Source organism: Neisseria subflava (assembly GCF_003044645.1).
Lineage (GTDB): Bacteria > Pseudomonadota > Gammaproteobacteria > Burkholderiales > Neisseriaceae > Neisseria > Neisseria subflava_B.
In genome coordinates this window covers 48,803-75,049 of record NZ_POXL01000007.1, presented here as the reverse complement: position 1 = coordinate 75,049, position 26,247 = coordinate 48,803, and the positions used below count along the sequence as shown (strand labels likewise).

The window sequence follows — 26,247 nt, the reverse complement described above, 5'->3', positions numbered from 1 at the left end:
GATAAAATAGGCAGATTCAGAAAATCAGGGAAACACAATGTTTGAACAAGAAGACGAATGGGTCAGCAAAACCCAAATGAAAAAGCAAATGAACGATTTGCAGGCTTTGGGTATGGAATTGACCAAGCTCTCCAGCGATACGCTGAAAAAAATCGGCTTGGATGAAGAGCTGTTCGAAGCCATCGTTACCTATAAAAAAATCACGTCCAACAGCGCGCTCAAACGCCAAGCACAATTTATCGGCCGCCTGATGCGCGATACCGACCCTGCGCCCATCGAAGCCTATTTGGCCAAACTGCGCGGCGACAATACGGCGCACAATGCCTTTTTGCAACGCGTCGAGCAGGCGCGTACCCGAATGTTGGCAGACGATGGCGCGATTACCCAATTTATGGCCGATTTTCCGCAAGCCGACGCCGGCAAATTGCGCACCTTGATCCGCAACACCAAAAAAGAGCAGGAACAAAACAAGCCGCCTAAAAACTTCCGTGCGCTGTTCCAAGAAATTAAAGCAGTGATGGAGGCCGGTCAATCCGATGCTTCAGAAGAAGAGCAGGATTGGGAAGAATAAACCTTAAGGCCGTCTGAAAACCGATTGCGGTTTTCAGACGGCCTGTATCGTAATATCGAAGGAGGATGACCATGAAATTTTGCCACTCTGTAACTGCCTTGCTGATTAGTGTATTGACCCTCAATGGATGTACTGCCTTTCTTTGGGGAGAGAACAACCCGTTCCATAAAACCACAACCGAAAAAACCGTTGCCAAAGATAATATTCACGCATTTGGCGTGGTCGCCAAAGACAATACGCAATTGAAAACAGGCAGCTTGGTCATGATGGGCAAAAAATATTGGTTTGTCGTTAATCCTAAAGATTCGGCCAAATTGAAGGCAGTCTTGGATGTTAAATTGGACAAACAGTTTCAAATGGTTCAGCAAAACCCAAGATATGCGTATGAGGCTTTGCCGGTCGAATTGAAATCCCCTGAAGCGCAAACTTTCAGCTCGGATTTCTGCCTGCGTTACGATACTCAAAAAGCTGCCGAGATTGCCAAGTTGAAACAGCTGGCGTTTAAACCGGTCGAACTCGATGACAAAACTGTCTACACTCGGTGTATTTCTACCGAAGGTCATTATTACGCAACGCCCAAAAATGTTGCTGAAGACCGCCGTTTTGATACTGCCGTCCCGGTCAGAATTTATTATACGGAAACCAAAAAAAGCACTGACGTTCAGAAGTTGACGGAGAATATCCTGCAAACGCCATTTACATTGGCTTTGGACGCAGTCGGCGCAGTGATAGCAATCCCCTTTGTCGTGATTGGTGAAATTGTCGATGCTTCACGCAAATAATATCCAAGGCCGTCTGAAAACGGATTGCAGGTTTCAGACGGCCTCCTCCTTAAAATAAACGCTTCAAAAATATTAATTTTTCTCTATTTAATCCCACACACCATGTCCGTCAAAATCCAAACACGTTCCATTAATCCGACTGTTTTTAACGACTTGCTCACTGCCGGTACCGATCCTTTGATTGCACGGCTGTGTGCTGCGCGTGATGTGCAAAGTCCGGCTGAGTTGGACGACAAGCTTGCTGCGCTTTTGCCGTATCAAACGTTGACAAACTGCGAAGCTGCCGCCGGCCGTTTGGCGGATGCGGTTGAGCGTCAGGAAAAAATCTTGATTGTCGCCGACTACGATGCCGACGGCGCGACGGCGTGTTCCGTCGGTATGAGCGGTTTGGCGGCGATGGGGGCTAAAGTGGATTTCCTTGTGCCCAACCGTTTTGAACACGGCTACGGCTTAACGTCCGAGCTGGCTGAAATCGCGGCAGAGCAAGGTGTGGATTTGTTGGTGACGGTGGATAACGGTATCGCCAGCATTGCAGGCGTGGCGCGTGCGCAGGAATTGGGTTTGGATGTGATTGTGACCGACCACCATCTGCCTGCCGAGACCGTGCCCGACTGCATCATCGTCAATCCGAACCAAAAAGGCTGCGGTTTCCAAAGCAAAAGCTTGGCGGGCGTGGGCGTGATTTTTTATGTATTGATGGCTTTGCGTGCCGAACTGCGCCGCCGCCATTATTTTTCAGACGGCCTGAAAGAGCCGAATCTGGGCGATCTTTTGGATTTGGTCGCACTCGGTACCGTCGCCGATGTTGTCACTCTAGACCACAACAACCGTATCCTCGTGTCGCAAGGTTTGAAACGGATGCGTTTGGGCAAAATGCGCCCGGGTATCCGCGCCTTGTTTGAAGTGGCGCGACGGGATTGGCGCAAGGCTCAGCCGTTTGATATGGGCTTTGCGTTGGGACCGCGCATCAATGCGGCCGGACGGCTGGACGATATGTCGGTCGGCATTGCCTGTCTGTTGGCGCAAGATGATGCCGAAGCGCAGGAACTGGCGGCGCAGTTAAACGACCTCAATATCGAGCGCCGCGAAATCGAGCAATCCATGCTACAAGACGCGCTGAACGCCTTTCCCGAAACCCTGCCTCCAGGTCAGACAACTTTGGTGGCGTATCGCGACGATTTTCATCAAGGCGTGGTCGGCATCGTTGCCAGCCGCCTCAAAGATCGTTTTTATCGTCCGACCATCGTGTTTGCGCCTGCCGACAACGGCGAAGTGCGCGGTTCGGGACGCTCCATTCCCAATCTGCACCTGCGCGATGCTTTGGACTTGGTGTCCAAACGCCATCCCGATTTGATTTTGAAATTCGGCGGACACGCGATGGCGGCGGGTTTGAGCATACTTGAACACAATATTCCCGCGTTTCAGACGGCCTTTGAAGAAGCAGTGCGCGAAATGGTGTGCGAAGACGATTTGTCGCAAACCTATATTACCGACGGCAGCCTGCCTGCCCGCGATATTACGCTGGAACAGGCGCAAAACCTTGCCAAACACGTTTGGGGGCAGGGCTTCGCGCCACCGAGTTTTACCGACGAATTTCATGTTGTCCGCCAGCAGCCGTTGGGTGCGGAAGGCAAACACAAAAAAGTCTGGCTGCAGAAAGACGGCTACGAATTTGAAGCCATGTTTTGGCGTTGCAGCGAAGACATTCCCGAATACATCCGCACAGTGTACCGTCCCGTTGCCAACGAATGGCGGAACAATCTCGAATTGCAGCTTTATATCGACTACTGGGAAGCCGCGTAAACAAAGGCCGTCTGAAAAATGAAGAAACAAAAACCTTGGCTCGGCTTTTCATTGGCGCTGCTTGCCACCATGACTTGGGGCTCGCTGCCGGTCATCGCCCAACAGGCCTTAAAAGCCGTCGATGCGCCCACGCTGGTGTGGATACGCTTTTTAGTGGCTTCGCTGGTATTGTTTGTGCTGTTGGGGCTGACCGGCAAGCTGCCGAGGCCGTCTGAATTTTCCAAGCAAACCTTGTTTTTATTGGTGCTGGGCATTATTGGCATTTCCGCCAACTTCGTGCTCGTTGCCATGGGTTTGCACTATATTTCGCCGACAACCACGCAGGTGTTGTGGCAACTCTCGCCCTTTACCATGATTTTGGTCGGCGTAGGCGTGTTTAAAGAAGCCTTTACGCGCTGGCAAAAAATCGGTTTGATGCTTTTGCTAACGGGTTTGGTCATGTTTTTTAACGACAAATTCGGCGAACTTTTCAGCTTGGGCAGCTACGCGGTCGGGGTAATCATGGCGGCTTCGGGTAGCATGATTTGGGTGTGCTACGGCGTGGCGCAAAAACTTTTGTCCAAACATTTCAATTCGCAACAAATCCTGCTCATGATTTATTTTTGCAGCAGCTTTGTTTTCCTGCCGTTTGCCGAACCATCACAAATCGCCCATATCGGCAATCCGTTTTTATGGGGCTGCTTTATTTATTGTTGCTTGAACACGCTGATCGGCTACGGTTCATTCGGCGAAGCGCTCAACCATTGGGACGCTTCCAAAGTCAGTATTGTTACCACGTTGATTCCTGTGTTCACCATGATATTTTCCACCATAGGCCATCATCTCGCCCCCGATTATTTTGCCGCTTCGGATATGAATATCGTCAGCTATGTGGGTGCTATGGTGGTTGTGGCCGGAGCCTTGCTGGCTGTGGCCGGAGAGAAAGTGATGGGGCTTTTTTTGAGAAAGATATAAAGCATTTATTGCGAAACAGAATAAAACAAGGCCGTCTGAAACAGGTTTCAGACGGCCTTTATATTTTCTAAATCAGATTAATGTGAATCGCCGAATTAATAGAAGCCTTCGCGTTCTTCACGAGTGCTGATGTAGATGTTTTTCACTTGGGTGTAGGCGGCGAGCATCATTTTGTGGGTCTCGCGACCAATACCTGAAGTTTTGTAGCCGCCAAACGGCGCGCCGGCAGGCAGGCGGTTGTAGCAGTTTACCCAAACGCGGCCGGTTTCCAATGCGTTGGAAACGCGCAGGCAGCGGTTGATGTCGGTACTCCACACTGCGCCGCCCAAGCCGTATTCGCTGTCGTTGGCCATTTTGATGACTTCTTCTTCGGTTTTGAATTTAATCACAGTGGCAACCGGGCCGAAGATTTCTTCTTGGGCAACACGGGCTTCGTTGCTGCTGGCTTCAATCAAAGTAGGCTCGACAAATTCGCCTTTGCCCAATGCGCCTTCGATTTTTTTACCGCCGGTAATGATGCGGCAGCCTTCCTGTTCGCCGATTTTGACGTATTTCAAAATAGTCTCGAGTTGGCCGGCATTGACTTGCGAACCCATTTGGGTGTCGTCTTCCCAAGGCAGGCCGACTTTGATTTTTTTGAATTCTTCAGCCAAAGCATTGACGAATTTGTCGTAAATGCCTTCTTGTACAAAAATGCGCGAACCGGCGCAGCACACTTGGCCTTGGTTGAACAAGATACCTTTTTGCGCGCCTTCGAGCGCTTTGTCGAAAGGCATATCGTCGAAGAAGATATTGGCAGATTTGCCGCCCAATTCCAAAGTGGACGGAATCAGCAATTCGGCGGCGGCGATGCCGACGCGGCGGCCGACTTCGGTTGAGCCAGTAAAGGCCAGTTTGTTGAAGCCTTTGTGGTGCAGCATGTATTCGCCGGATTTGGAACCGCGGCCGGTAATCACGTTCAACACGCCTTTAGGCAGCAAGTGGTTGATTTTTTGAGCGAAGGACAACAGGCTCAATGAAGTGCTGGAAGAAGGGTGGATGACGATGGTACAACCTGCGGCCAATGCCGGAGCGATTTTCCATGCGGCCATCAAGAATGGGAAGTTCCAAGGAATGATTTGGCCGACAACGCCGATCGGTTCGCGCAAAACGATGGACAGGTCTTCGGCATCAAGCTGGGTTGCCGTGCCTTCTTCGCCGCGGATGACGCTGGCGAAATAGCGGAAATGGTCGGAAGCCAAAGGTACGTCGGCGGCGCGGGTTTCGCGGATGGGTTTGCCGTTGTCCAAGGTTTCTTGCAGGGCGAACAATTCGGCGTTTTCGTCAATCACATCGGCGATTTTGTTCAAAATGGCCGCGCGTTCGGCAGTCGTGGTTTTACGCCATGTTTTGAACGCTTCTTGCGCAGCGGCCACGGCAGCATCGACATCGGCGTCGGTTGCGTCTGTGAACTTGGCCAATTCATCGCCATTGGCAGGGTTGTAAGAGGATAAAAGTTTGCCTTCGCTACCTTTCGTCCATTCGCCGTTGATTAAAAGGCCATATTCTTTATCAAACACATTTAAATCTTTTGCCATAATGCTGTCTCCTTAATGAATGGGAAGGCGTGTTTCTACGCCATAAAAACAGCTTATGCTTTTTTCTTTTTAGGTTCAAGTACTAAAAATGAGAATGTTCTCAAAATTTACGTTTGCAATGTTGTTTCATGTAGCAGGCCGTCTGAAAAATAAAGGATTTGATTGAAATGAAAGTGCATTTGTTAATATATTTAAAGATTCAGACGGCCTGAATAAGATTTGTTATGGTATAACATCATAACTTGTTGTTTTGAAAAAGATTATGGGTTGACGGCTTCGAACATGGGGAGTATTCTCATTTATAGCTAAACAGTTTTTTCGACACTCTAGGAGACGCTCCATGAAAATGCATGCTGTGGTAGTAAACAAAGATGTAGCAGGTGATGTAGAAGTTGTTGAACGCGAACTGCGTCCGCTGGAATACGGCGAGGCGTTGGTGGAAGTCGAGTATTGCGGCGTGTGCCACACCGACTTGCACGTTGCGGCAGGCGATTACGGCGACAAACCGGGTCGCGTGTTGGGACACGAAGGCATTGGTTTGGTTAAAGAAGTTGCCGACGGTGTGAAAAATCTGAAAGTTGGCGACCGTGTCAGCATTGCATGGCTGTTCCAAAGCTGCGGTTCTTGCGAATACTGTAATACCGGCCGCGAAACCTTGTGCCGCTCTGTATTGAACGCAGGCTATACTGCCGACGGCGGTATGGCGACCCATTGTATCGTGAGCGCAGATTACGCAGTCAAAGTCCCTGAAGGCTTGGACCCTGCGCAAGCTTCGAGCATCACTTGTGCCGGCGTAACTACTTATAAAGCGATTAAAGTTTCCGGCGTTCGTCCGGGCCAATGGATTGCGATTTACGGCGCAGGCGGTTTGGGCAACTTGGCAGTTCAATACGCAAAAAAAGTATTTGGCGCGCACGTTGTTGCCGTTGATGTCAACGATGAAAAACTGGCTTTTGCCAAAGAAACCGGTGCGGATTTGGTAATCAATGCCGCCAAAGAAGATGCGGCTCAAGTCATCCAAGAGAAAACCGGCGGCGCACACGCAGCCGTTGTCACAGCCGTATCCGCTGCTGCCTTCAATTCAGGCGTTAACTGCGTTCGCGCAGGCGGCCGTGTTGTTGCAGTTGGCTTGCCGCCTGAGTCTATGGATTTGTCTATCCCACGTTTGGTATTGGACGGCATCGAAGTGGTCGGCTCTCTGGTCGGTACCCGCAAAGATTTGGAAGAAGCATTCCAATTCGGTGCAGAAGGTTTGGTTGTACCTAAAGTCGAATTGCGTGCTTTGGATGAAGCACCTGCCATCTTCCAAGAAATGCGCGAAGGTAAAATTACCGGCCGTATGGTGATTGATATGAACAAAGAGTGCAGCTGCATTCATCACTAATCAAATGATTCCGTGACAAAAAGGCCGTCTGAAAAATTTCAGACGGCCTTTTTATTGGATTGGATAACTTAAAGCGCAAAACCGCTTTCAAATACGCGGATTTCTCCGCTGACAGGATCGGTGAACTCTATTCTTTTAGCCAGAAGTTTTAAAGGTTTGTCGTAGTCTTCCTCGCCGGCCGCCAATGGGGTAGGGTAAAGCGTATCGTTCATCAGCGGCATGTTCAAACTCATCATATGCACGCGGAGCTGGTGTTTCTTCCCGGTATGCGGCGTGAGGCGGTAGAGGCTGAATGCGCCGCGGTTTTCGATAAGTTCGATGGTCGTGTGGGCGTTGGGTTCGCCTTCCGTTTCACGCGTGAGGAAGAATTTTTCGCCACGTTCCATTCGTGACGAAATATCCAGCGGATAGTCCAAATCCGTCCGCGTCGGCGCCACCGCTTCATAAGTTTTTTGGACGGTTTTTTCTTGGAACATGGTCTGATAATCGCGACGCGTGGCAGGGTTGAGCGAAAGCAGCATAACGCCTGCCGTATCTTTGTCCAAGCGATGAATCGGCGTAATGTCTTCAACATTCAAATGCTGCAATTCAGGCCGCAAACGCAGGCGCGTGAGCAGGGTTTCCCGCAAAAATCTGCCGCTGGGGATAACGGGCAGAAAATGCGGTTTGTCCACCACAATCAAATGCTCGTCAATATGCAAAATTTTTTCGTCAAACGGAATGCGCGGCTCGCTCTTACGGCTGGTTTCACGGTAATAAAACATCGTCTTGCCGGGTTCGAACAAAGTATTCTCATCAAACGGCACGCCATCCGAACCCACCACAAAACCGCTGTTCAGCCGCCGCCGCCAGTTTTCTTCGCCGACAAAGGGAAAATGAGCGCATAGAAAATGCAGCAGCGGCAAGCCGTAAAACTGCTTTTCATGCGGCAAAACCAAGTAGCTGGGTTTGACACCGTCTAAAAGGGGGAGGGGATTGGTACGTTTTTTCATGCGGTGGATTGTACTCGGTTTTTAGGATTTTTTCAGACGGCCTTGTTTTTATGGAAAATAAGTTTCTAATAATAGATATGTATTGATGCAGGTTTTGTGTTTAAATAGATTCTTCAAACGAGCTGAGAAACTGGTTTTGTTTGAACTTGCTTTTATGGCATGAATTAAAGAAATGATAAAGAAGCAATATTTGAGAAAAGGAGAATATTATGCAGAGAAAAATCGGCATAATCATCATGTTATCCGCGTTTTCCGTATCCGCTATGGCGGGAGGGGAAGTTCGGCTTGGCAAGAGTAAGGCATACGATAATGAGTATGAACTTGTGGTAGAGAATGAAGTAAATGAAGAAGTTTCACAATTAAATCAAGACAAGTATGCAGTACATCCAATACGCAACGATAGCGGCGTCATGCAGTCAGGAAAAGCAGCTTCAGGCAGACAAGCCGTTTCCCAATACGGAAAACCTAATTTGCCGCCTGTCCGCTTAAATCCACATCCTTCACGACCTTGATTACAAAATCAAAGGGCTGCTCCATTTGTTTGGACAGCCCTTTTGTTTTGTTGGCTCACTCACATTTTTGTTTGCGTAAAACAAGTTTATAATCAGTTTTGATGCTGGTTTGATCGCCAATCATCTTAAAATCATCTATCAAACAACGGTTTTCTGTACATTTCAACGTGAAATCTGCACCGACTTTATGGCCGTCAAATTGTTTAAATGTCGCCCGGACGGTATGGGGAGACGTGACCTTGACTTGCAAGGTTTTATGGAAGTTGTCAGGATGATCCTGACCAAAGCCCAAGTAGTAATGTATCGGCATGTCACATCCCATCTCCATATCGGGTTGCTTACGGATATTAGTGTCAAATTTATTGAATTGTCGGATGATTTTTTGTAGTTCAGGCGTAGTAACACGATTGTGTTCAGAGCCTAAATCCACTTTAGACAGATAAACCTTTTTGACTAAATCTATTTTGGCTTGATTATTTGTGGCGTCATTTGCAGCCATCGCTTGGGAAGATAGGCTGGTAGTCAACAAGCCGATAACAAAAAGAGAGCGCAGTGTTTTCATGATGTGCATAGGGATGAGATGAAAAGAATCTAAGTATAACGACATTGAATCTATATTGAATATATTTTTAAGAAATTTAAGTTGAAAAGCAGGGGAAGGATTGAAATCATTGAATATGATTCTGTAATCTGCTTTACAGGCCGTCTGAATACGAAAACCGATTTTCAGACGGCCTTTTGATTTGTTCCCAACCTCACAAACCCTTAAAAATCAGCTATAATGCCCAACTATTTGATTTTCGCTTATCCCATATTGAAATGGCACAAAAAATTCAATCTGTAAAAGGTATGAACGACCTTTTACCTGTCGAGCAAAAAGATTTCAAACTGACGGCTGCGTTTTGGCAGGCGTTTGAAGATACGGTTAGTCGTTGGACACGCGCTTACGGCTATCAGCAAATCCGTACGCCGATTGTCGAGCAAACCGGTTTGTTTGTCCGCTCCATCGGCGAGGAAACCGATGTGGTCGGCAAGGAAATGTACACCTTCTCCGATTCAAACGATTCTTTGAGTTTGAGCCTGCGTCCTGAAGGTACAGCTTCTTGTCTGCGTGCTGTGGTCGAACACAACCTTTTGTACAACAGCCCGCAAAAGCTGTGGTATATGGGGCCGATGTTCCGCCGCGAGCGTCCGCAAAAAGGCCGTTATCGTCAGTTCCATCAGGTCGGTATCGAGGCTTTGGGTTTTGAAGGGCCGGATATCGATGCGGAAATCATCGCGATGTCTGCCGATTTGTGGGAAAAATTGGGCATTCGCGAATACCTGACTTTGGAAATCAACAGCTTGGGCAACCGTGAGGAACGCGCGGCACACCGTGCGGCATTGGTTGAATATTTGACCCGCTATGAGGCGCAACTGGACGAAGACAGCAAACGCCGTCTGAAAACTAATCCTTTGCGCGTTTTGGATACGAAGAATCCTGATTTGCAGGAAATCTGCAATGCGGCGCCGCGTTTGGTGGATTACTTGGGCGAGGCTTCGCAAAACCACTATGCACGCTTCAAGGCGATGTTGGACGGTTTGGGTATTCAATATGTTGAAAATCCGCGCTTGGTCCGCGGTTTGGATTACTACAATCAGACGGTTTTTGAGTGGACGACCGACAAACTCGGTGCGCAGGCGACTGTGTGCGGTGGCGGCCGTTACGATGGTTTGATTGAAGAGCTTGGCGGCAAACCTGCGCCGTCTATCGGCTTTGCGATGGGTATTGAGCGCCTGCTGCTTTTGGTGAGCGAATACGGCTCGTTGGAAGTGAACGCTGCGCCTGATGTCTATGCAATGCACCAAGGCGAAGGTGCGGACTTGCAGGTGATGAAATACGCGCAAGCCTTGCGCGCACAAGGTTTTAATGTAATGCAGCATTCCGGCTATCAAAGCCTGAAGGCGCAAATGAAAAAAGCAGACAACAGTGGCGCACGCTTTGCCCTGATTGTGGCTCAGGATGAGCTGGCAAACGGTACGGTTACCCTGAAAGATATGCAGGGCAAACACGAACAGAAAACCGTTGCCGCCGCTGATTTGACAGACACTTTACAACAATGGAAGAACGCATAAATGGCAGCCCATTTGGAAGAACAACAAGAGTTAGACAACTTTAAATATTTTTGGAAACGCACCGGCCGTTGGATCTTTGCCTTGCTGATCGTAGCGGCTTTGGGATATTTGGGTTACACCATTTACCAAGGCCAAAAAGCTTCAAAAGATCAGGAAGCCGCCGCCGTATTGGCGCAAATGGTGGAAAAGGCGCAGCAAAAAACCGACCCCAAAGCCATCAACGCCGATTTGGCCGAATTGCAAAAAAACTATCCTGATTCCATTTCGACAGCCCAAGCTACGTTGATGGTAGCGGCGACCGAGTTTGATGCCGGCCGTTATGATGTAGCGGAAGGTCATTTGAATTGGGTGCTGAAAAACCAAAACGCACCGCTGGTTCAAGCTTTGGCGGCCCAGCGTTTGGGCGTTGTCCTGTTGCAGCAGAAAAAATACGATGCCGCCATCAATGCCCTGAATACTCAGGTTGAGGCTGACTTCGAGCCTTTGATGCTGGAAACCAAAGGCGATGTTTACGTTGCCCAAAATAAAACCAAAGAAGCCGTACAAAGTTACGAAGCTGCTTTGAGCAAATTGCCGCAAACCGCAGTAGGCCGCGAATTGCTGCAAATGAAAATCGACAGCTTGAAATAAGTTTGTTTGAAATCAAGGCCGTCTGAAGTTGCCATGACTTTTCAGACGGCCTACACTTATCCTTATCAACCGTGTTTTTAAAACACCTGCTTGTGTTCCGCTCCCGTTTTTAGGCGGCACTTGACACAGAAAGACTCCATCATGAAACCAACCATCGCGCTTGTCGGCCGCCCCAATGTCGGCAAATCTACCTTATTCAACCGTTTGACGCGCACCAAAGACGCGCTCGTGCATGACTTGCCCGGCCTGACGCGTGACCGACATTACGGTCATGGCAAAGTCGGCAGCAAACCTTATTTGGTCATCGATACCGGTGGTTTTGAGCCGGTTGTGGACAGCGGCATTTTGCACGAAATGGCAAAACAGACCTTGCAGGCTGTCGATGAAGCCGATGCAGTGGTGTTTTTGGTGGACGGCCGCACCGGTTTGACGCCGCAAGACAAAATCATTGCCGACCGTTTGCGCCAAAGCCCACGTCCTGTTTATTTGGCCGTGAATAAGGGCGAGGGCGGCAATAGGGCCGTGCTTGCCGCTGAGTTCTACGAACTTGCCCTGGGCGACCCTTATGTTATTTCAGGTGCGCACGGCGATGGCGTGTATTATCTGATTGAGGATATTTTGGAAACCTTCCCTGAGCCTGAAAAGGAAGAGGAAGAAGCGAAACATCCTGTTTTTGCTGTAATCGGCCGTCCAAATGTCGGTAAATCGACCTTGGTAAACGCTATTCTCGGAGAAGAGCGCGTGATTGCTTTTGATATGGCAGGCACGACGCGCGACAGTATCCATATTGATTTTGAACGTGAAGGCAAGCCGTTTACCATCATTGATACAGCAGGCGTGCGCCGTCGCGGTAAAGTGGATGAAGCGGTGGAAAAGTTCTCCGTTATCAAAGCCATGCAGGCGGTTGAGGCAGCAAACGTTGCTGTCTTGGTATTGGACGCGCAACAAGATATTGCCGACCAAGATGCGACGATTGCAGGTTTTGCTTTAGAGGCAGGCCGTGCCTTGGTGGTGGCGGTCAATAAATGGGACGGCATCAGCGAAGAGCGTCGCGAGCAAGTGAAACGCGATATCAACCGCAAACTGTATTTCCTTGATTTTGCTAAGTTCCACTTTATTTCTGCATTGAAAGAGCGCGGTATAGGCGGTTTGTTTGAAAGCATTCAGGCTGCCTACAATGCGGCAATGATTAAGATGCCGACGCCGAAAATCACGCGCGTATTGCAAAGCGCTATCGAGCGTCAACAGCCGCCGCGCGCAGGTTTGGTGCGTCCGAAAATGCGTTATGCCCACCAAGGCGGCATGAATCCGCCGGTGATTGTGGTTCACGGCAATTCGCTGCACGCGATTTCAGACAGCTACACGCGCTATCTGACCCAAACGTTCCGCAAAGCCTTCAATCTGCAAGGTACGCCGCTCAGAATTCAATACAATGTTTCGGAAAACCCGTATGAAAATGCGGAAGATAAACCGAAGAAAAAACCGTTGCGCCGTGTCAGCCTGAGCAACCGCATTGAGAAACGCGAAGGCCGCAAGGAAGAGAAAAACCGCTTCAAGAAAAAAACCAAAGTCAGCGTGAAAAAACAATTCAGCAAATAAGCATAAAGGCCGTCTGAACGATTTCAGACGGCCTTTTATGATGGAATGTAAGTTATTCATGTTTCATGATATTTATCGATTAGATTTGCTGGAATCAAAATACATAAAATCGGGATTGGGAAGGGGTGTGAAGATGAAAATGAAACAGTCGGTTTGTCGGGAATTTCCCTTATTGCTGGATTCCTAAACGGTGTGATAGAAAAAAATAGTTGGTAATTTATTCTATTCGGGGCTACAATCCAATCAAACGCCGATTTTGGCGTCTTTACAATCATAATAATGGAGCTCAAGAATATGACAGCTAAAGGACAAATGTTACAAGATCCTTTTTTGAATGCGTTGCGTAAAGAGCACGTTCCGGTTTCGATCTACTTGGTAAACGGCATCAAGCTGCAAGGCCAAGTGGAATCATTCGACCAGTACGTTGTTCTGCTGCGTAATACTTCCGTCACTCAAATGGTTTACAAACACGCTATCTCAACAATCGTTCCTGCACGCGCAGTCAGCCTGCAACACGAAAACAAACAACCTCAAGCTGCTGCCGCAGCTGCTCCGGTTCAAGTTGAGACTGTGCAACAACCTGCCGAATAAATGATGTAACGCATTCCTGTTTTTCAATACCTTACCGCTTTTGCGGTAGGGTATTTTTATTTTCAGACGACCTTTATCATGCTGCTTGAAGACATTCTTCCCTTTGCACATTCCCTGTTACGACAAGCCTTAAAAGCAGGCGGCCGCGCTTTGGATGCGACGGCCGGAAACGGGCATGATACTTTGCTGTTGGCGCAATTGGTTGGCGAAACGGGTAAGGTGTGGGCTTTTGATGTGCAATCTAAAGCACTGGCGCAGACTCAAGGCTGTCTGAAAGAAAACGGCGTAGATGGCCGGGTAGCCCTGATACATGACGGCCATGAAAACCTTTTATCTTATATCGACGAACCTTTAGATGCCGCAGTATTTAATTTCGGTTGGCTGCCGGGCGGCGATAAAAGCTGTACGACTGAGGCGGCAAGCAGTATCTGCGCGCTGACGGATACTTTGGGTTTGCTGAAAGAGGGCGGGCTTGCCGTGGCGGTATTGTATCCGGGGCATGAAGCCGGCCGAATAGAAGCTGAGGCGATTGTGCAATGGGCGGAGGCTTTGCCGCAGGAAGCCTTTGCCGTGTTGCGCTATGGCTTTGTCAACCGCCGCAATGCGCCGCCCTATCTGCTGGCGGTTGAAAAGTTGCGTCAGAAATAGATGTTTGCGGTAAAATAACCGCTTTCATTCCCTCTACCGACAAGAAACTGTTATGCAATACCTGTTCGTCAAATACAGCCACCAGATTTTTGTAACCATTACCATTTTGCTGTTTAACATCCGCTTTTTCATGCTTTGGCGTCATCCTGAAAAACCGTTGGCAGGCATTTGGAAGGCCATGCCGCATTTAAACGACACCATGTTGCTGTTTACCGGCTTGTGGCTGATGAAGATTACCCATTTTTCGCCGTTCAATGCGCCGTGGCTCGGCATGAAAATCCTGCTGTTGCTGGTTTATATTGTGTTGGGCATGATTATGATGCGTTCGCGTCCGCGTTCGCCGAAATTCTATATCGTCTACATTTTGGCCATGTCGTGTGTTGCTACGATTGTTTTTCTTGCCAAAACCAAAACGCTGCCGTTTTAAAAGAGGCCGTCTGAAATGTATCCGCATTTTGCTGTTGTCGCTTTGGGCAGCAATCTTGCCAATCCTGCCGAACAGGTTCGCGCCGCTTTGGCCGAATTGGACGCGCATCCGCATATCTGGCTCGAAAAGGCTTCTTCCCTGTATCTGACTGCGCCGGTCGGCTATGACGATCAGCCTGATTTTGTGAACGCCGTGTGTGCCGTGAAAACTTCATTGGACGGCGTAGCGCTGTTGGCGGAGTTAAACCGCATCGAGGCCGAATTTGGGCGCGAGCGTAGCTTCCGTAATGCGCCGCGCACTTTGGATTTGGACATCATCGATTTTGACGGTCTCCGCAGCGATGACCCGCATCTGACCTTGCCGCATCCGCGTGCGCATGAGCGCAGTTTTGTGATGTTGCCGCTGGCAGAAATCCTTCCGGATTTCGAGTTGGGCGAGCATGGCCGTGCGGCTGATTTGGCTCAGGCTTTGGGCGGGCAGGGTATTCGCCTGTTGAAAGAATAAAGGCCGTCTGAAAAACGGACTAAAACAAGAAAGGGCGTGTTGGACACGCCTTTTTTACTATAAAATATTGTTGGGAAACACATTACAAAGAGTTACTATGAATCCTCGTTATATTGTTGTCGAAGGTGCCATCGGTAGCGGTAAGACCGCTTTGAGCCGCCGCTTGGCAGAGCATTTCAGCGCGTTGCTGTTGTCGGAGAATCCGGATCACAATCCGTTTCTCATGAAGTTTTACAGCAATGTTTCCAATAATGGCTTGGCTGCCGAACTTTTTTTCCTGACGCGCCGTGCTGAAAGCGTAAATATTATTGAAGACCAATGCGCGCAAGGCGGAATGGTTGTGGCTGATTTTTTGCCGGAAAAAGACCGTATTTTTACGCCTATCGTTTTGAATGATGACGAGCAGCAGCTTTTTGCCGATATGAAGCAACGCATTCTGCCGCAATACGCGGAACCCGATGTGGTGATTTATCTGCAAACCGCCGTCGAAAACAACCGCAAACGTCTGCAAAAACGTCACGAAGGCATTATCAGCTTGTTCCCCGAAGGCTATTTGGGACGGGTGCATGACGAATACAGTCATTTCTTCCATTTATATCAAAGTGCGCCTTTGCTGACCGTCAATGCCGATGAGTTGGATTTGGCCGGCAATGACGACCACTTCCAGCTTTTGTTGCGCGCACTGGAAGATTTTCAAGGTACGCGCAGTTATTTGAATTTAAGCGAAAAATAAATACAGGCTAGATTTAGGCCGTCTGAAAGGAATAATATGTCAAAATATCAATTCACACTCCCATCTTCTTCCGGCAGCGATTTTAACTCCGCCGAACATTTGCCGTTGGTTGTCTATTTTTATCCTAAAGACAGCACGCCCGGCTGTACCACCGAAGGCTTGGATTTCAATGCCCGATTGGAACAATTCAAAGCATTGGGCTATACCGTTGTCGGCATTTCGCGCGACGGCGTGAAATCGCATCAAAATTTTTGCACTAAACAAGGCTTCCAGTTTGAATTGTTGAGCGATAAAGAAGAAACCGTTTGCAAACTGTTTGACGTGATCAAGCTGAAAAAGCTTTACGGCAAAGAATCCCTCGGCATTGAGCGCAGCACGTTTGTGTTGGATGAAAACGGCGAAATCGCCCATGAGTGGCGCAAAGTCAAAGTGGCCGGACACGCGCAGGAAGTTTTGGATACAATCTCTCAAACCTCTTAAATAGGGCTTTGAAAACCTAAAGGCCGTCTGAACGGATGTAAAGTCATGCCGTTCAGACGGCCTTTCAATACAGTTTGATGAATATGGACGATTTAATAGACAAGTTGCTTGAATCCCTTTGGCTGCAAGACAGACTCAGCCATAATACGTTGCAAAGTTACCGCCGTGATTTGGTCAAAGTCGCCGCGCGGTTGGCTAAGGGCGGGCAGGATTGGTTGAGTGCTGATGAATTTTCCCTGTCTGATGCCGTGTATGCGGAAGAGGAAAAAAACACGTCCCAAGCGCGGGCCTTGTCGGCTTGCAAGCGTATGTACGGCTGGTTGGAAGAAACGGGCCAAAGAGCAGACAATCCCACCCGTTTTCTCAAGGCGCCGAAATCTGAACGCAAACTGCCCACGCTGATTACAGAAGCCCAAATCGACGCGCTGCTGGCTGCGCCGGATGTGGAAACGCCGCACGGCCTGCGCGACAAAGCCTTGCTCGAAGTCATGTATGCAACAGGTTTGCGCGTGACCGAGGCCGTCAAATTGACGCTCAGCGATATCGATTTACATCGCGGCTGTATCCGTACCATAGGCAAGGGCGACAAAGTGCGTCTGGTTCCGCTGGGGCAGGAGGCAGCGTATTGGGTGGAACGCTATTGCAACGAATCGCGCCCGTTGTTGCTGAAAAACAAAATTTGCGACGAAGTATTTGTCAGTCAGAAACGCAGCGGCATCAGCCGTCAGCTTGCATGGATGATAGTCAAAGAATATGCCGAAGCGGCCGGTATTGCTTCGCTCAGCCCGCACGGTTTGCGCCATGCTTTTGCCACGCATTTGGTCAATCACGGCGTCGATTTGCGTTCGGTCCAGATGATGTTGGGACATTCCGACATCAATACCACGCAGATTTATACCCATGTTGCCAATATCCGTTTGAAAAACATGGTTGATGAACACCATTCTCGCTCATAAATAAAGGCGGCATCTCGAAGATACCGCCTTTTGTTATCGAGGCCGTCTGAACGGTTATAAAGTTTATTATTTATAAAATAACAATCAAAATACAAATTTACATAGAAAAATTTCAAAACAAAAGGACAGTGCCAATATTGCAATGCAAACCGTTTTTATTTATATTTACGTTCAAGAATAAATCCTACTCTCAATTACAGAGGGTAACAAAATTATTGGAGCACATCATGTTTGTCTGCATCTGCAACGCCATTACTGACCACGACATCAAAGAGACCATTGCCGCCGGTGCAACCACCATGAGTGATTTGCAGGCTCAATTGGGCGTGGCGACTTGTTGCGGTTGCTGTGGCGAATTGGCTGCATCGTTTTTGACAGCAAGCAGTGCCCAAAATACCGTGACTGCCGGTATCAACGTTCAGTCTTAATTTTAGAATACACATAAAGGCCGTCTGAAGGCGTAACAGAAATCTTTGATTTCGTTTCGCGCCTATTCAGACGGCCTTTGTCATGCCTGTATGGTTTGGAAGCATTTTGCTATACAATGGCCGCTTTTGTCCCTCCGAGAGTAACCGCCATGAAACTGACCTTGATGTTTCGGGAATATTGCAGCCTGTGCCACAAAATGCGCGAACAATTAAAGCCTTATCAGGAGCAGTTTGGATTTGAGCTGGATATTGTTGATGTCGATGCCGATCCGGTTTTAGAAGAAAAGTACAATGAGCTGGTACCTGTCTTGCTGGATGGCGATACCGAAATTTGCCATTGGTTTTTGGACGAAGAAAAACTGAAAGCTCATTTGAGGGCGTAACAAACCGTTGACCATATTATCTTTCAGACGGCCTTTGGCTGTTTATGCCGTCTGAACATTGATTTTATTATGACTGAAAAACTTTCTCCCGATGCGCTGATTGAAGCGGCGCTGTTGACGCAAGTCGAACCCTTAAACGAAAAAGCCATGCGCGAATTGTGCGTGCCGCCGTTGTCGCAAGACAAGCTGATTGACGTGTTGGCGCAACTGAAGGCTCGCTGGCAGGGCAGGGCTTTGCAACTGGTGCATACCCATGAGGGCTGGCGCTTTCAAATTGCCCAAGCCGCATTTGAACGACTGGGCAGCCTGCAAGAGCAGCGCGCGCCGCGTTATTCCCGCGCCGTGATGGAAACACTGGCGATTATTGCCTATCAGCAGCCGGTAACGCGTGGCGATATCGAAGGCATACGCGGCGTGGCTGTGTCGCAAAATGTCATGCAAACCTTGCAGGATAGGGGCTGGATTGAAGTCATCGGTCACCGTGATTCTGTCGGCCGTCCGGCTTTGTGGGCAACCACGGCAACATTCTTAAGCGATTTGCGTTTGGAAAGTTTGGAAGAATTGCCGCCGCTGACTGAATTGGGCGAGCTGGTGTTGCCTGATTTGATGGAAACGCCGCCGACAGGCGATGAGGAAGCTGAAGAAACAGTTGAATCAGGAAGTAGACTGATTAACTGATTTGAATGTAAAGGCCGTCTGAAACAATTATGTTTCAGACGGCTTTTATTGTTGTGTAACATTATGATTCTAAATAAAATTTTCGTTTAGTTTTGTAACTTATTGATTTTGTGATATAATTTGAAAAAAGCATTAGAATAAATATCTCTCATTCTGTAATAGCTTGAGAAGACATACGGAAACGTTTCTCTCTTTATCAATCGGCAGCCCGTTTGTTCTTCAAATATGCGCTGTATCAACTACGGAACCGATATGAAATTCAAACAATTCATTCAAAACAAATCTTCTTTCAACCCAAGCGTGGTCGGTATTACGCTTTTCTTCGTCCTTTTGCTTTTGTCAGCTGCTTTGGTTTGGCCTCAAAATACTGAGGCTTTGTTAAATGCCATGAAGCAGTTTATTTTTCAAAATGTCAGTTGGTTTTACATTCTGACTTTCTCTGTATTCCTTATTTTCTTATTGGCGCTTCCCATCAGCAGCTTCGGCAGTATCAGGTTGGGTACAAACGAGGATGAACCTGAGTTTTCGTTTTTATCATGGCTGGCCATGCTGTTTGCAGCCGGCATGGGCGTGGGCTTGATGTTTTTCGGTGTGGCCGAACCTTTATCGCATTTCTCTTCCCCGATTGCCAAAGGCAATGCGCAAGAGGCGATTCTGCATACGGTGTTCCACTGGGGGATTCATGCCTGGGCAATCTACGGAATCATTGCACTTGCCTTGGCGTATTTCGGTTTCCGCTATAAATTGCCGCTGGCGTTGCGCTCCTGCTTTTATCCGATTTTAAAAGACAAAATCAACGGCAAAATGGGCGATGCCATCGATGTGATGGCTTTGATTGCGACTTTGTTCGGTATTATCACAACCTTGGGATTTGGCGCGGCACAAATGGGTTCCGGTTTGCTGAAGATGGGCTGGGTGCAGGACAACAGCTATGTCTTGCAGGTCGGCATTATCGTTGTTGTGATGGCGATTGCCATATTTTCCGCAACTTCGGGCGTGGGCAAAGGCGTCAAAATTTTGAGTGAAACCAACTTGGTATTGGCACTGTCATTGCTGTTGTTTGTCTTGTTGAGTATGCCAACGACGTATTTGATTTTCGCATTCAGCGACAATTTGGGCACTTATTTGAGTAACTTCGTTTCGTTCAGCTTTAAGTCATATACCTACGAGCCTGAGCATACAAAATGGTTTACCGGCTGGACGGTGTTGTATTGGGCTTGGTGGTGTTCGTGGTCGCCTTTTGTCGGTTTGTTCATTGCCCGAATTTCGCGAGGCAGAACCATCCGCGAATTTATTTTTGGTGTATTGGCAGTGCCTAGCCTGATGAGTATTTTGTGGTTTACCGTATTTGGCAATTCAGCCTTGTGGCTGGACACGCATGTGGCAAACGGCGCCTTGTCTGCCTTGACCAACGAGCCTGAAAAATTGTTGTTTGCCTTTTTGAATTATTTGCCGTGGCCGGTTGTCAGCAGCTTGGTAGCATTGCTGGTGATTTCGCTGTTTTTTATCACTTCTGCCGACTCGGGCATTTATGTGCTGAACAATATTGCTTCGCGCGATAAAGGGCTGGCTTCGCCCAAGTGGCAATCGGTTATGTGGGGCGTGTTGATTTCGGCTGTGGCTATTGTGTTGCTGGGCGCCGGCGGTTTGCCTATCTTGCAAACCATGACCCTGATTGCGTCTCTGCCGTTTGCGGTGTTGATGATTTTTATGATGGTTTCTTTGTGGAAAGCCCTGAACAACGATGCCAACTATTTTGCAACCGCCGTCAATCCGAGCAGTATTTTCTGGTCGGGCGATCATTGGAGGGAACGCCTTGGCCAAATGATGAATCAGACGCAGGAAGTCGATATCATCAAATTTATGAAAAATACGGCGCTTTCGGCAATGCAGGAATTGAAAAACGAATTGACCGAAAAATACAATATGGACGTAGAAATCCGTTGCCTGTTGCAGCAGGATGAGCCGTCTGTGGAGCTGGTGGTACATAAAGGGACGGTAAGGGATTTTGTCTATGGGATTAAATCCGTAAAGCGGGAAATTACCGATCAGTTGATTCGCGAAGACAACCTGCCTCATTTCAAATATGCGGCAACGTTCATACCGTTGACGTATTTCTCGGATGGGCGCGATGGATACGATGTGCAATATATGACGCAAAAAGAATTGATTGCCGATATGCTCAAGCAGTATGAGCGCTATCTGAACCTGCTTGCCGGAGTGGGGCAGGAATTGATGGGGCATGAACAAGTAGAGCTGGCAGAGTAAAGCAAATTTAGGCCGTCTGAACATGTAGCAATATTCAGACGGCCTTTTTATTGCCTGCTTAAAAAATAATTTGTTTAAAATAAATATCTTAAATAAATTATAAGAAAAATCTGATTTAAACTATAAAAAATCTTAGTTATAATCAGCTTATCTAAAGTTATTCCGCATAGGTGCGGGTGATTTACTAAGGAATACTGCAATGCTGTTGGCACTTTCTTTGCGTGATTTTGTCATTGTTGAAAACCTGAATCTTGATTTTCAAAACGGCTTTACCGTATTGACGGGCGAGACCGGCGCAGGCAAATCGATTACTCTGGACGCGATTGGCCTGTTGTTGGGCGATAAAGCCGATTATAGCCAAGTGCGCAGCGGCGCCAAAGAAGCGCAGTTGTCGGCTTTGTTTGACATCAGCGGTTTGCCCGAACTGAAAGCGCAGCTGCAGGAGCAAGGCCTTTTGGAAGAAGATGCGGAAGAGCTCAGCATCCGCCGTATTATCGATGCCAAGGGCAAAAGCCGCAGTTATATCAATAACCAAGCGGCAACGCTGGCGCAGCTGAAAGCCATCGGTGAGCAGTTAATCGATATTCACGGACAAAATGCCCATCATTCGCTGAATCAAGAGTCTGCGCAACGCGAGTTGTTGGATGCGTTTGCCGGCAGCAAAGAGCAGGCAGAAACGGTCAAACAGCTTTATCAAAATTGGGTCAATGCGAAAAAGGCACTACAAGAAGCACAAGAGCAGGCAGAAACCATGGCCATCGAACGCGAGCGTTTGGAATGGCAGTTTAATGAATTGAACCAATTGGAGCTCAAACCCAATGAATGGGAAACCTTAAGCCAAAGCCACGACAGCCTGGCGCATTCGGCCGAGTTGCTGCAAACCGCCGAGCAGGTGGGCGACAGTATAGACGGAGACAACGGCATCCAACGTCAAATCTATCAATGCCAAAAACTGCTTAGCAATCTGCAAAACATTGAGCCGCGCTTTGCCGAGAGCCTGAATATGTTGGCAAGTATTGAAGCCGAGTTGGGTGAAATCAGTGCCAATATGCGTGATGTGGCCGGTCGCAGCGATATCGATCCGAATGAATTGGCCGCACAAGAAAGCCGTATGGGTGAATTGATGAGCATGGCGCGCAAATACCGCCTTGAGCCGGAAGAGCTACCGCAAAAGTTGGCGGAAATTGACGAGCGCCTGCAAAACCTGCAAGCGGCCGCTGATTTGGAAGCCTTGGAAAATACGGTTGCGCGCAATCTTGCCGAATACCACGAAGCCGCGCACATTCTCTCCGCCATGCGCCATCAGGCAGCCGGCCGTTTGGGAGAAGAGACCACCGAGCATATGCAGCATTTGGCTATGAAAGGCGCACGTTTTGACATCGTCTTGTTGCCGTCTTCGCCGACCGCACATGGTCTGGAGCAGGTGCAATTCCAAGTGGCGGCGAATAAAGGCAATCCTTCCCGACCTTTGAACAAAGTGGCTTCCGGCGGCGAATTGGCGCGCATCAGCTTGGCTTTGCAAGTGGTTGCCAGCCAATACACGCAAGTGCCGACATTGATTTTCGACGAAGTGGATACCGGTATTGGTGGCGGCGTTGCTGAAATGGTCGGTAAAGCTTTGCGTGCCTTAGGTAAAAAACATCAAGTCTTAGCGATAACCCATCTTCCTCAAGTCGCCTCTTGCGGTGAAAACCATTGGCAAGTCCGCAAGCATAGTGAAGGCGAACAAACCGTCAGCGAAATCAGCGTGTTGAACCATCATCAGCGCATTGAGGAAATCGCGCGTATGCTGGGTGGCGAAATCATTACCGATACCACACGCAGCCATGCCGCCGAACTCTTGCATTTGGCAGCCGCCTAAAAGCCTCAAGGCTGTCTGAAAATAGGATTCAGACGGCCTTTTCTATATTTTGCCACCTTTTCAGGCAGGCAGAATACAAGGTATGATTATATCGTCTGTTTACAAGGAAATTTTGATGAAAGTCCTGTTTATCGCCGATCCGATGGCAAGTTTTAAAACCTATAAAGACACTACTTACGCCATGATGCGTGAAATGGCAAAGCGCGGTTGGCAGCTTTTTCATACCTTGAGCGGAGAATTGTCCGTCCGTGAAGGCTGGGTAGTGGCTCAGGCAGCGGCATTTGAGTTTGTCGGCGCGAAGCACGATGACGATCACGAATGGTTTAAATCAGAGGCAAAAGTTCAGACGGCCTTAAAAGATTTCGATGCGGTCATTATGCGCACTGATCCGCCGTTTGATATGCAATATTTGTACGCAACCCAGTTTTTGACGTTGGCAGAGCAGCAGGGAGCAAAAGTATTTAACAGCGGGCAGGCAATGCGCGATTTCAATGAGAAATTGGCTATTTTGAATTTTAGCCAGTTTACCGCGCCGACTTTGGTTACCACACGTTCCGCCGATGTCCGTGCCTTTTTGAAAGAACACGGCGACATCATCATCAAACCTTTGGACGGCATGGGCGGCATGGGCATTTTCCGCCTGACCGAATCCGACCCCAATATCGGCAGTATTTTGGAAACCCTGATGCAGCTTGATTCACGCACCATCATGGCGCAACGTTATATTCCTGAAATCGTACATGGCGACAAGCGCATTCTGATTATCGGCGGGGAAGTTGTTCCGTATGCTTTGGCGCGTATTCCGCAAAACGGAGAAACGCGCGGCAACTTGGCTGCCGGCGGCCGAGGCGTGGCGCAGGAATTGAGCGAGCGCGACCGTGAAATTGCAGAAACCCTGGTGCCTGAATTGAAACGCCGCGGTATTTTGCTTGCCGGTTTGGATGTCATCGGCAGTAACCTGACCGAAGTCAATGTAACCAGCCCGACCGGCTTCCAAGAAATCATGAAGCAAAAAGATTTCGACGTTGCCGCCATGTTTGCAGATGCCGTGGCATCTTGGGCAAAACAATAAACCCAAAGGCCGTCTGAAAATTGACCCGACCGTTTCTTTTCAGACGGCATTCTAATGTTGAGCATATGATGAAACCATCTTCCTACGCTTCCGAGAAAAAAGGCAAAAACGGCATCAAGCGCATCATTAATGCGTTTGGTTATTCCAAAGATGGACTGGCTGCCGCGTATCGGTATGAAAGCGCATTTCGCCAAGTTTTTTGGTTGAACCTGATTTTAATTTTCTTAGCGTTGTTTCTTGATTTCGGATCGGTCACCAAAATGGTGCTTGTTGTCGCATCGTTTATTTCACTGATTACCGAATTGTTTAATACCGCCATCGAGGCAGCCGTTGACCATACCTCTACTGAAAAACACGAGTTGGCCAAGCGTGCCAAAGATGCCGGTTCGGCCGCGCAATTGATGGCTTTGTTCATGTTATTTATTGTTTGGATTATTGCATTAACTGCTTAAAAATGTGGTAATATGGTAATTCGTTAGGATTAGATAGTATTAATTAATCTATATCAAAGTTTTCAGACGGCCTTTGGTTGTAAGATGAAGACTGTATATCCCAGCCATTTGGCAAACACAAGGAGCAAAACATGAAAAAATTAATGGCAACCCTGATTCTGGCAGGCTTGGCAACTTCCGTATCTGCAGCCGGTATCCATATTGAAGACGGTTGGGCACGTGCCACTGTCGAAGGTATGAAAATGGGTGGCGCATTCATGAAAATCCAAAACGATGAAGCCAAACAAGACTTCTTGGTAGGCGGCAGCAGCCCTGTTGCAGAACGCGTTGAAGTACATACCCATATTAACGACAACGGCGTTATGCGTATGCGCGAAGTTAAAGGCGGCGTGCCTTTGGCGGCAAAAGGCGTAACCGAGCTGAAACCGGGCAGCTACCACTTTATGTTCATGGGTCTGAAAAAACAATTGAAAGAAGGCGAAAAAGTGCCTGTAACCCTGAAATTCAAAAACGCCAAACCTCAAACTGTCGAGCTGGAAGTGAAAACCGCGCCTAAAGCCGAAATGCAGCACGATCACGGCGCACACGGTGGCGCACATCAGCACTAATTGCTTGAATTTGCATATAAAGGCCGTCTGAAAGTCATTGGGCTTGCAGACGGCCTTTTCTGTCGTCAAATCAAAATGTGCTAAAATCACGCTTTAAAAAATGTATTTGAAACCCACATTCCGCTCATGAATACTCACAACACACCAGCAAACATCATCGTCGGCCTCTCCGGCGGCGTCGATTCATCCGTTACCGCGGCCCTGCTCAAACAGCAAGGCCATCAAATCAGCGGCGTGTTCATGCAGAACTGGGAAGATGACGACAACGACGAATATTGCAGCATCAAACAAGATTCCTTCGATGCCATTGCCGTTGCCGACATCATCGGCATCGACATCGACATCGTTAATTTTGCCGCGCAATATAAAGACAATGTATTTGCCTATTTTCTCAAAGAATACAGCGCAGGCCGCACGCCAAACCCGGATGTCTTGTGCAATGCCGAAATCAAATTCAAATGCTTTTTGGACTATGCCATAGAGCAGGGCGCCGATACCATTGCCACCGGACACTATGCCCGCAAAGAAGTTCGCAACGGCGTGCATTACCTGCTCAAAGGCTTGGATCAAAATAAAGACCAAAGCTATTTCCTATATCGTCTCAAGCCTTTCCAACTCGAGCGTGCGATTTTCCCGTTGGGCGATTTGGAGAAGCCTGAAGTCCGCCGTCTTGCCGAAGAATTCAAATTACCGACCGCAACCAAAAAAGACAGTACCGGCATATGCTTTATCGGCGAGCGCCCGTTCCGCGAGTTTTTGCAAAAATACCTGCCGACCAATAATGGCAAAATGGTGACCCCTGAAGGCAAAGTAGTCGGCGAACACGTCGGCTTAATGTTTTACACGCTGGGTCAACGCAAAGGCTTGGGCATCGGCGGCGCAGGCGAGCCGTGGTTTGTTGCGGCCAAGGATTTGACCAAAAACGAACTGATTGTCGTCCAAGGCCATGACCATCCTTTGCTTTATACGCAAAGCCTGGTTATGAACGATTTGAGCTTCACATTGCCCGAACGCCCGAAAGAAGGCCGCTATACCTGCAAAACGCGCTACCGTATGGCTGACGCGCTTTGTACGTTGCGTTACTTGGATGATGAAACCATTGAGCTTGTTTTTGATGAGCCGCAGTGGGCAGTAACCCCAGGCCAATCTGCGGTACTGTACGACGGTGATGTGTGCTTGGGCGGCGGCATCATCATGTCCACCGACAAGCCTGTCATCATTACTGCTTAACACAAGGGC

Annotated in this window: 28 protein-coding genes; 25 read left to right on the top strand and 3 right to left on the bottom strand. The window is 48.5% G+C overall.

Annotated features, from left to right (window positions below; translation table 11 throughout):
- Window positions 1-37: 37 nt before the first annotated feature.
- From yjgA to DBY97_RS08720, 4 genes are all read left to right on the top strand, one after another.
- Window positions 38-571 carry a ribosome biogenesis factor YjgA gene (gene yjgA, locus DBY97_RS08735; RefSeq protein WP_107858097.1) on the top strand — a complete coding sequence of 178 codons (534 nt, stop codon included), beginning with the start codon at window positions 38-40 and terminating at the stop codon, window positions 569-571.
- A 71-nt stretch (window positions 572-642) separates the two neighbouring features.
- Window positions 643-1,353 (top strand): hypothetical protein, encoded by a 711-nt coding sequence (locus tag DBY97_RS08730; protein ID WP_107858096.1) that lies wholly within the window; start codon window positions 643-645, stop codon window positions 1,351-1,353.
- 102 nt (window positions 1,354-1,455) lie between these two features.
- Window positions 1,456-3,156: a single-stranded-DNA-specific exonuclease RecJ gene (recJ, locus tag DBY97_RS08725; protein ID WP_107858095.1), complete on the top strand. Its 1,701-nt coding sequence runs from the start codon at window positions 1,456-1,458 to the stop codon at window positions 3,154-3,156.
- An 18-nt stretch (window positions 3,157-3,174) separates the two neighbouring features.
- Window positions 3,175-4,110, top strand: a complete 936-nt coding sequence (locus tag DBY97_RS08720) for a DMT family transporter (protein WP_107858094.1) — start codon at window positions 3,175-3,177, stop codon at window positions 4,108-4,110.
- Window positions 4,111-4,205: 95 nt separating this feature from the next.
- On the opposite strand, the gene DBY97_RS08715 is transcribed toward DBY97_RS08720, so the two are convergent.
- Window positions 4,206-5,687: an aldehyde dehydrogenase family protein gene (locus DBY97_RS08715; RefSeq protein WP_107858093.1), complete on the bottom strand. Its 1,482-nt coding sequence runs from the start codon at window positions 5,685-5,687 to the stop codon at window positions 4,206-4,208.
- A 340-nt stretch (window positions 5,688-6,027) separates the two neighbouring features.
- Between DBY97_RS08715 and adhP the strand changes: the two genes are divergently transcribed.
- Window positions 6,028-7,071 (top strand): alcohol dehydrogenase AdhP, encoded by a 1,044-nt coding sequence (gene adhP / locus DBY97_RS08710; protein WP_079453675.1) that lies wholly within the window; start codon window positions 6,028-6,030, stop codon window positions 7,069-7,071.
- Window positions 7,072-7,139: 68 nt separating this feature from the next.
- On the opposite strand, the gene DBY97_RS08705 is transcribed toward adhP, so the two are convergent.
- A complete protein-coding gene (locus tag DBY97_RS08705) occupies window positions 7,140-8,063 on the bottom strand; it encodes an RluA family pseudouridine synthase (protein WP_107858092.1) in 924 nt (307 codons plus the stop codon).
- A gap of 209 nt (window positions 8,064-8,272) precedes the next feature.
- Here DBY97_RS08705 and DBY97_RS08700 point away from each other — a divergent pair, with 209 nt between their 5' ends.
- On the top strand, window positions 8,273-8,575 hold the full coding sequence (locus DBY97_RS08700; RefSeq protein ID WP_107858091.1) for a hypothetical protein: 303 nt from the start codon (window positions 8,273-8,275) through the stop codon (window positions 8,573-8,575).
- A 55-nt stretch (window positions 8,576-8,630) separates the two neighbouring features.
- On the opposite strand, the gene DBY97_RS08695 is transcribed toward DBY97_RS08700, so the two are convergent.
- On the bottom strand, window positions 8,631-9,137 hold the full coding sequence (locus DBY97_RS08695) for a hypothetical protein (protein WP_234394549.1): 507 nt from the start codon (window positions 9,135-9,137) through the stop codon (window positions 8,631-8,633).
- A gap of 257 nt (window positions 9,138-9,394) precedes the next feature.
- Here DBY97_RS08695 and hisS point away from each other — a divergent pair, with 257 nt between their 5' ends.
- The 19 genes from hisS (at window position 9,395) to mnmA (ending at window position 26,238) form a co-directional block, all read left to right on the top strand.
- Complete coding sequence (gene hisS / locus DBY97_RS08690) at window positions 9,395-10,690, top strand: histidine--tRNA ligase (RefSeq protein ID WP_107858089.1); 1,296 nt, start codon at window positions 9,395-9,397, stop codon at window positions 10,688-10,690.
- Complete coding sequence (locus DBY97_RS08685) at window positions 10,691-11,320, top strand: YfgM family protein (RefSeq protein ID WP_049322720.1); 630 nt, start codon at window positions 10,691-10,693, stop codon at window positions 11,318-11,320.
- Between the two features lie 141 nt (window positions 11,321-11,461).
- Complete coding sequence (der, locus tag DBY97_RS08680) at window positions 11,462-12,919, top strand: ribosome biogenesis GTPase Der (protein WP_107858088.1); 1,458 nt, start codon at window positions 11,462-11,464, stop codon at window positions 12,917-12,919.
- A 294-nt stretch (window positions 12,920-13,213) separates the two neighbouring features.
- Complete coding sequence (hfq, locus tag DBY97_RS08675; RefSeq protein ID WP_036493792.1) at window positions 13,214-13,510, top strand: RNA chaperone Hfq; 297 nt, start codon at window positions 13,214-13,216, stop codon at window positions 13,508-13,510.
- A gap of 78 nt (window positions 13,511-13,588) precedes the next feature.
- A complete protein-coding gene (locus DBY97_RS08670) occupies window positions 13,589-14,158 on the top strand; it encodes a class I SAM-dependent methyltransferase (RefSeq protein ID WP_107858087.1) in 570 nt (189 codons plus the stop codon).
- A 52-nt stretch (window positions 14,159-14,210) separates the two neighbouring features.
- Entirely contained in the window at window positions 14,211-14,585 is a 375-nt protein-coding gene (locus DBY97_RS08665) for a SirB2 family protein (RefSeq protein WP_036491806.1), read from the top strand.
- Window positions 14,586-14,600: 15 nt separating this feature from the next.
- Window positions 14,601-15,089, top strand: a complete 489-nt coding sequence (folK, locus tag DBY97_RS08660) for a 2-amino-4-hydroxy-6-hydroxymethyldihydropteridine diphosphokinase (RefSeq protein ID WP_107858086.1) — start codon at window positions 14,601-14,603, stop codon at window positions 15,087-15,089.
- A 97-nt stretch (window positions 15,090-15,186) separates the two neighbouring features.
- Window positions 15,187-15,822: a deoxynucleoside kinase gene (locus tag DBY97_RS08655; protein WP_070590983.1), complete on the top strand. Its 636-nt coding sequence runs from the start codon at window positions 15,187-15,189 to the stop codon at window positions 15,820-15,822.
- Window positions 15,823-15,858: 36 nt separating this feature from the next.
- Window positions 15,859-16,302: a peroxiredoxin gene (locus DBY97_RS08650; protein ID WP_107858085.1), complete on the top strand. Its 444-nt coding sequence runs from the start codon at window positions 15,859-15,861 to the stop codon at window positions 16,300-16,302.
- 77 nt (window positions 16,303-16,379) lie between these two features.
- Window positions 16,380-17,258 (top strand): site-specific tyrosine recombinase XerD, encoded by an 879-nt coding sequence (gene xerD, locus DBY97_RS08645; RefSeq protein ID WP_107858084.1) that lies wholly within the window; start codon window positions 16,380-16,382, stop codon window positions 17,256-17,258.
- Between the two features lie 227 nt (window positions 17,259-17,485).
- Entirely contained in the window at window positions 17,486-17,686 is a 201-nt protein-coding gene (locus DBY97_RS08640; protein ID WP_003681978.1) for a (2Fe-2S)-binding protein, read from the top strand.
- Between the two features lie 149 nt (window positions 17,687-17,835).
- Complete coding sequence (locus DBY97_RS08635; protein ID WP_107858083.1) at window positions 17,836-18,069, top strand: glutaredoxin family protein; 234 nt, start codon at window positions 17,836-17,838, stop codon at window positions 18,067-18,069.
- Window positions 18,070-18,138: 69 nt separating this feature from the next.
- Window positions 18,139-18,747 carry an SMC-Scp complex subunit ScpB gene (scpB, locus tag DBY97_RS08630; RefSeq protein WP_070607876.1) on the top strand — a complete coding sequence of 203 codons (609 nt, stop codon included), beginning with the start codon at window positions 18,139-18,141 and terminating at the stop codon, window positions 18,745-18,747.
- A 252-nt stretch (window positions 18,748-18,999) separates the two neighbouring features.
- On the top strand, window positions 19,000-21,015 hold the full coding sequence (locus DBY97_RS08625) for a BCCT family transporter (RefSeq protein WP_107858082.1): 2,016 nt from the start codon (window positions 19,000-19,002) through the stop codon (window positions 21,013-21,015).
- Window positions 21,016-21,214: 199 nt separating this feature from the next.
- Window positions 21,215-22,876, top strand: a complete 1,662-nt coding sequence (recN, locus tag DBY97_RS08620; RefSeq protein ID WP_107858081.1) for a DNA repair protein RecN — start codon at window positions 21,215-21,217, stop codon at window positions 22,874-22,876.
- Between the two features lie 115 nt (window positions 22,877-22,991).
- Window positions 22,992-23,948 (top strand): glutathione synthase, encoded by a 957-nt coding sequence (gene gshB, locus DBY97_RS08615; RefSeq protein ID WP_107858080.1) that lies wholly within the window; start codon window positions 22,992-22,994, stop codon window positions 23,946-23,948.
- A gap of 68 nt (window positions 23,949-24,016) precedes the next feature.
- Window positions 24,017-24,400: a diacylglycerol kinase gene (locus DBY97_RS08610; protein ID WP_107858139.1), complete on the top strand. Its 384-nt coding sequence runs from the start codon at window positions 24,017-24,019 to the stop codon at window positions 24,398-24,400.
- A gap of 131 nt (window positions 24,401-24,531) precedes the next feature.
- Window positions 24,532-25,008, top strand: coding sequence for a copper chaperone PCu(A)C (locus DBY97_RS08605; RefSeq protein ID WP_107858079.1), 477 nt, complete (start codon window positions 24,532-24,534; stop codon window positions 25,006-25,008).
- Window positions 25,009-25,134: 126 nt separating this feature from the next.
- Window positions 25,135-26,238: a tRNA 2-thiouridine(34) synthase MnmA gene (gene mnmA, locus DBY97_RS08600; protein WP_107858078.1), complete on the top strand. Its 1,104-nt coding sequence runs from the start codon at window positions 25,135-25,137 to the stop codon at window positions 26,236-26,238.
- Window positions 26,239-26,247 lie beyond the last annotated feature (9 nt).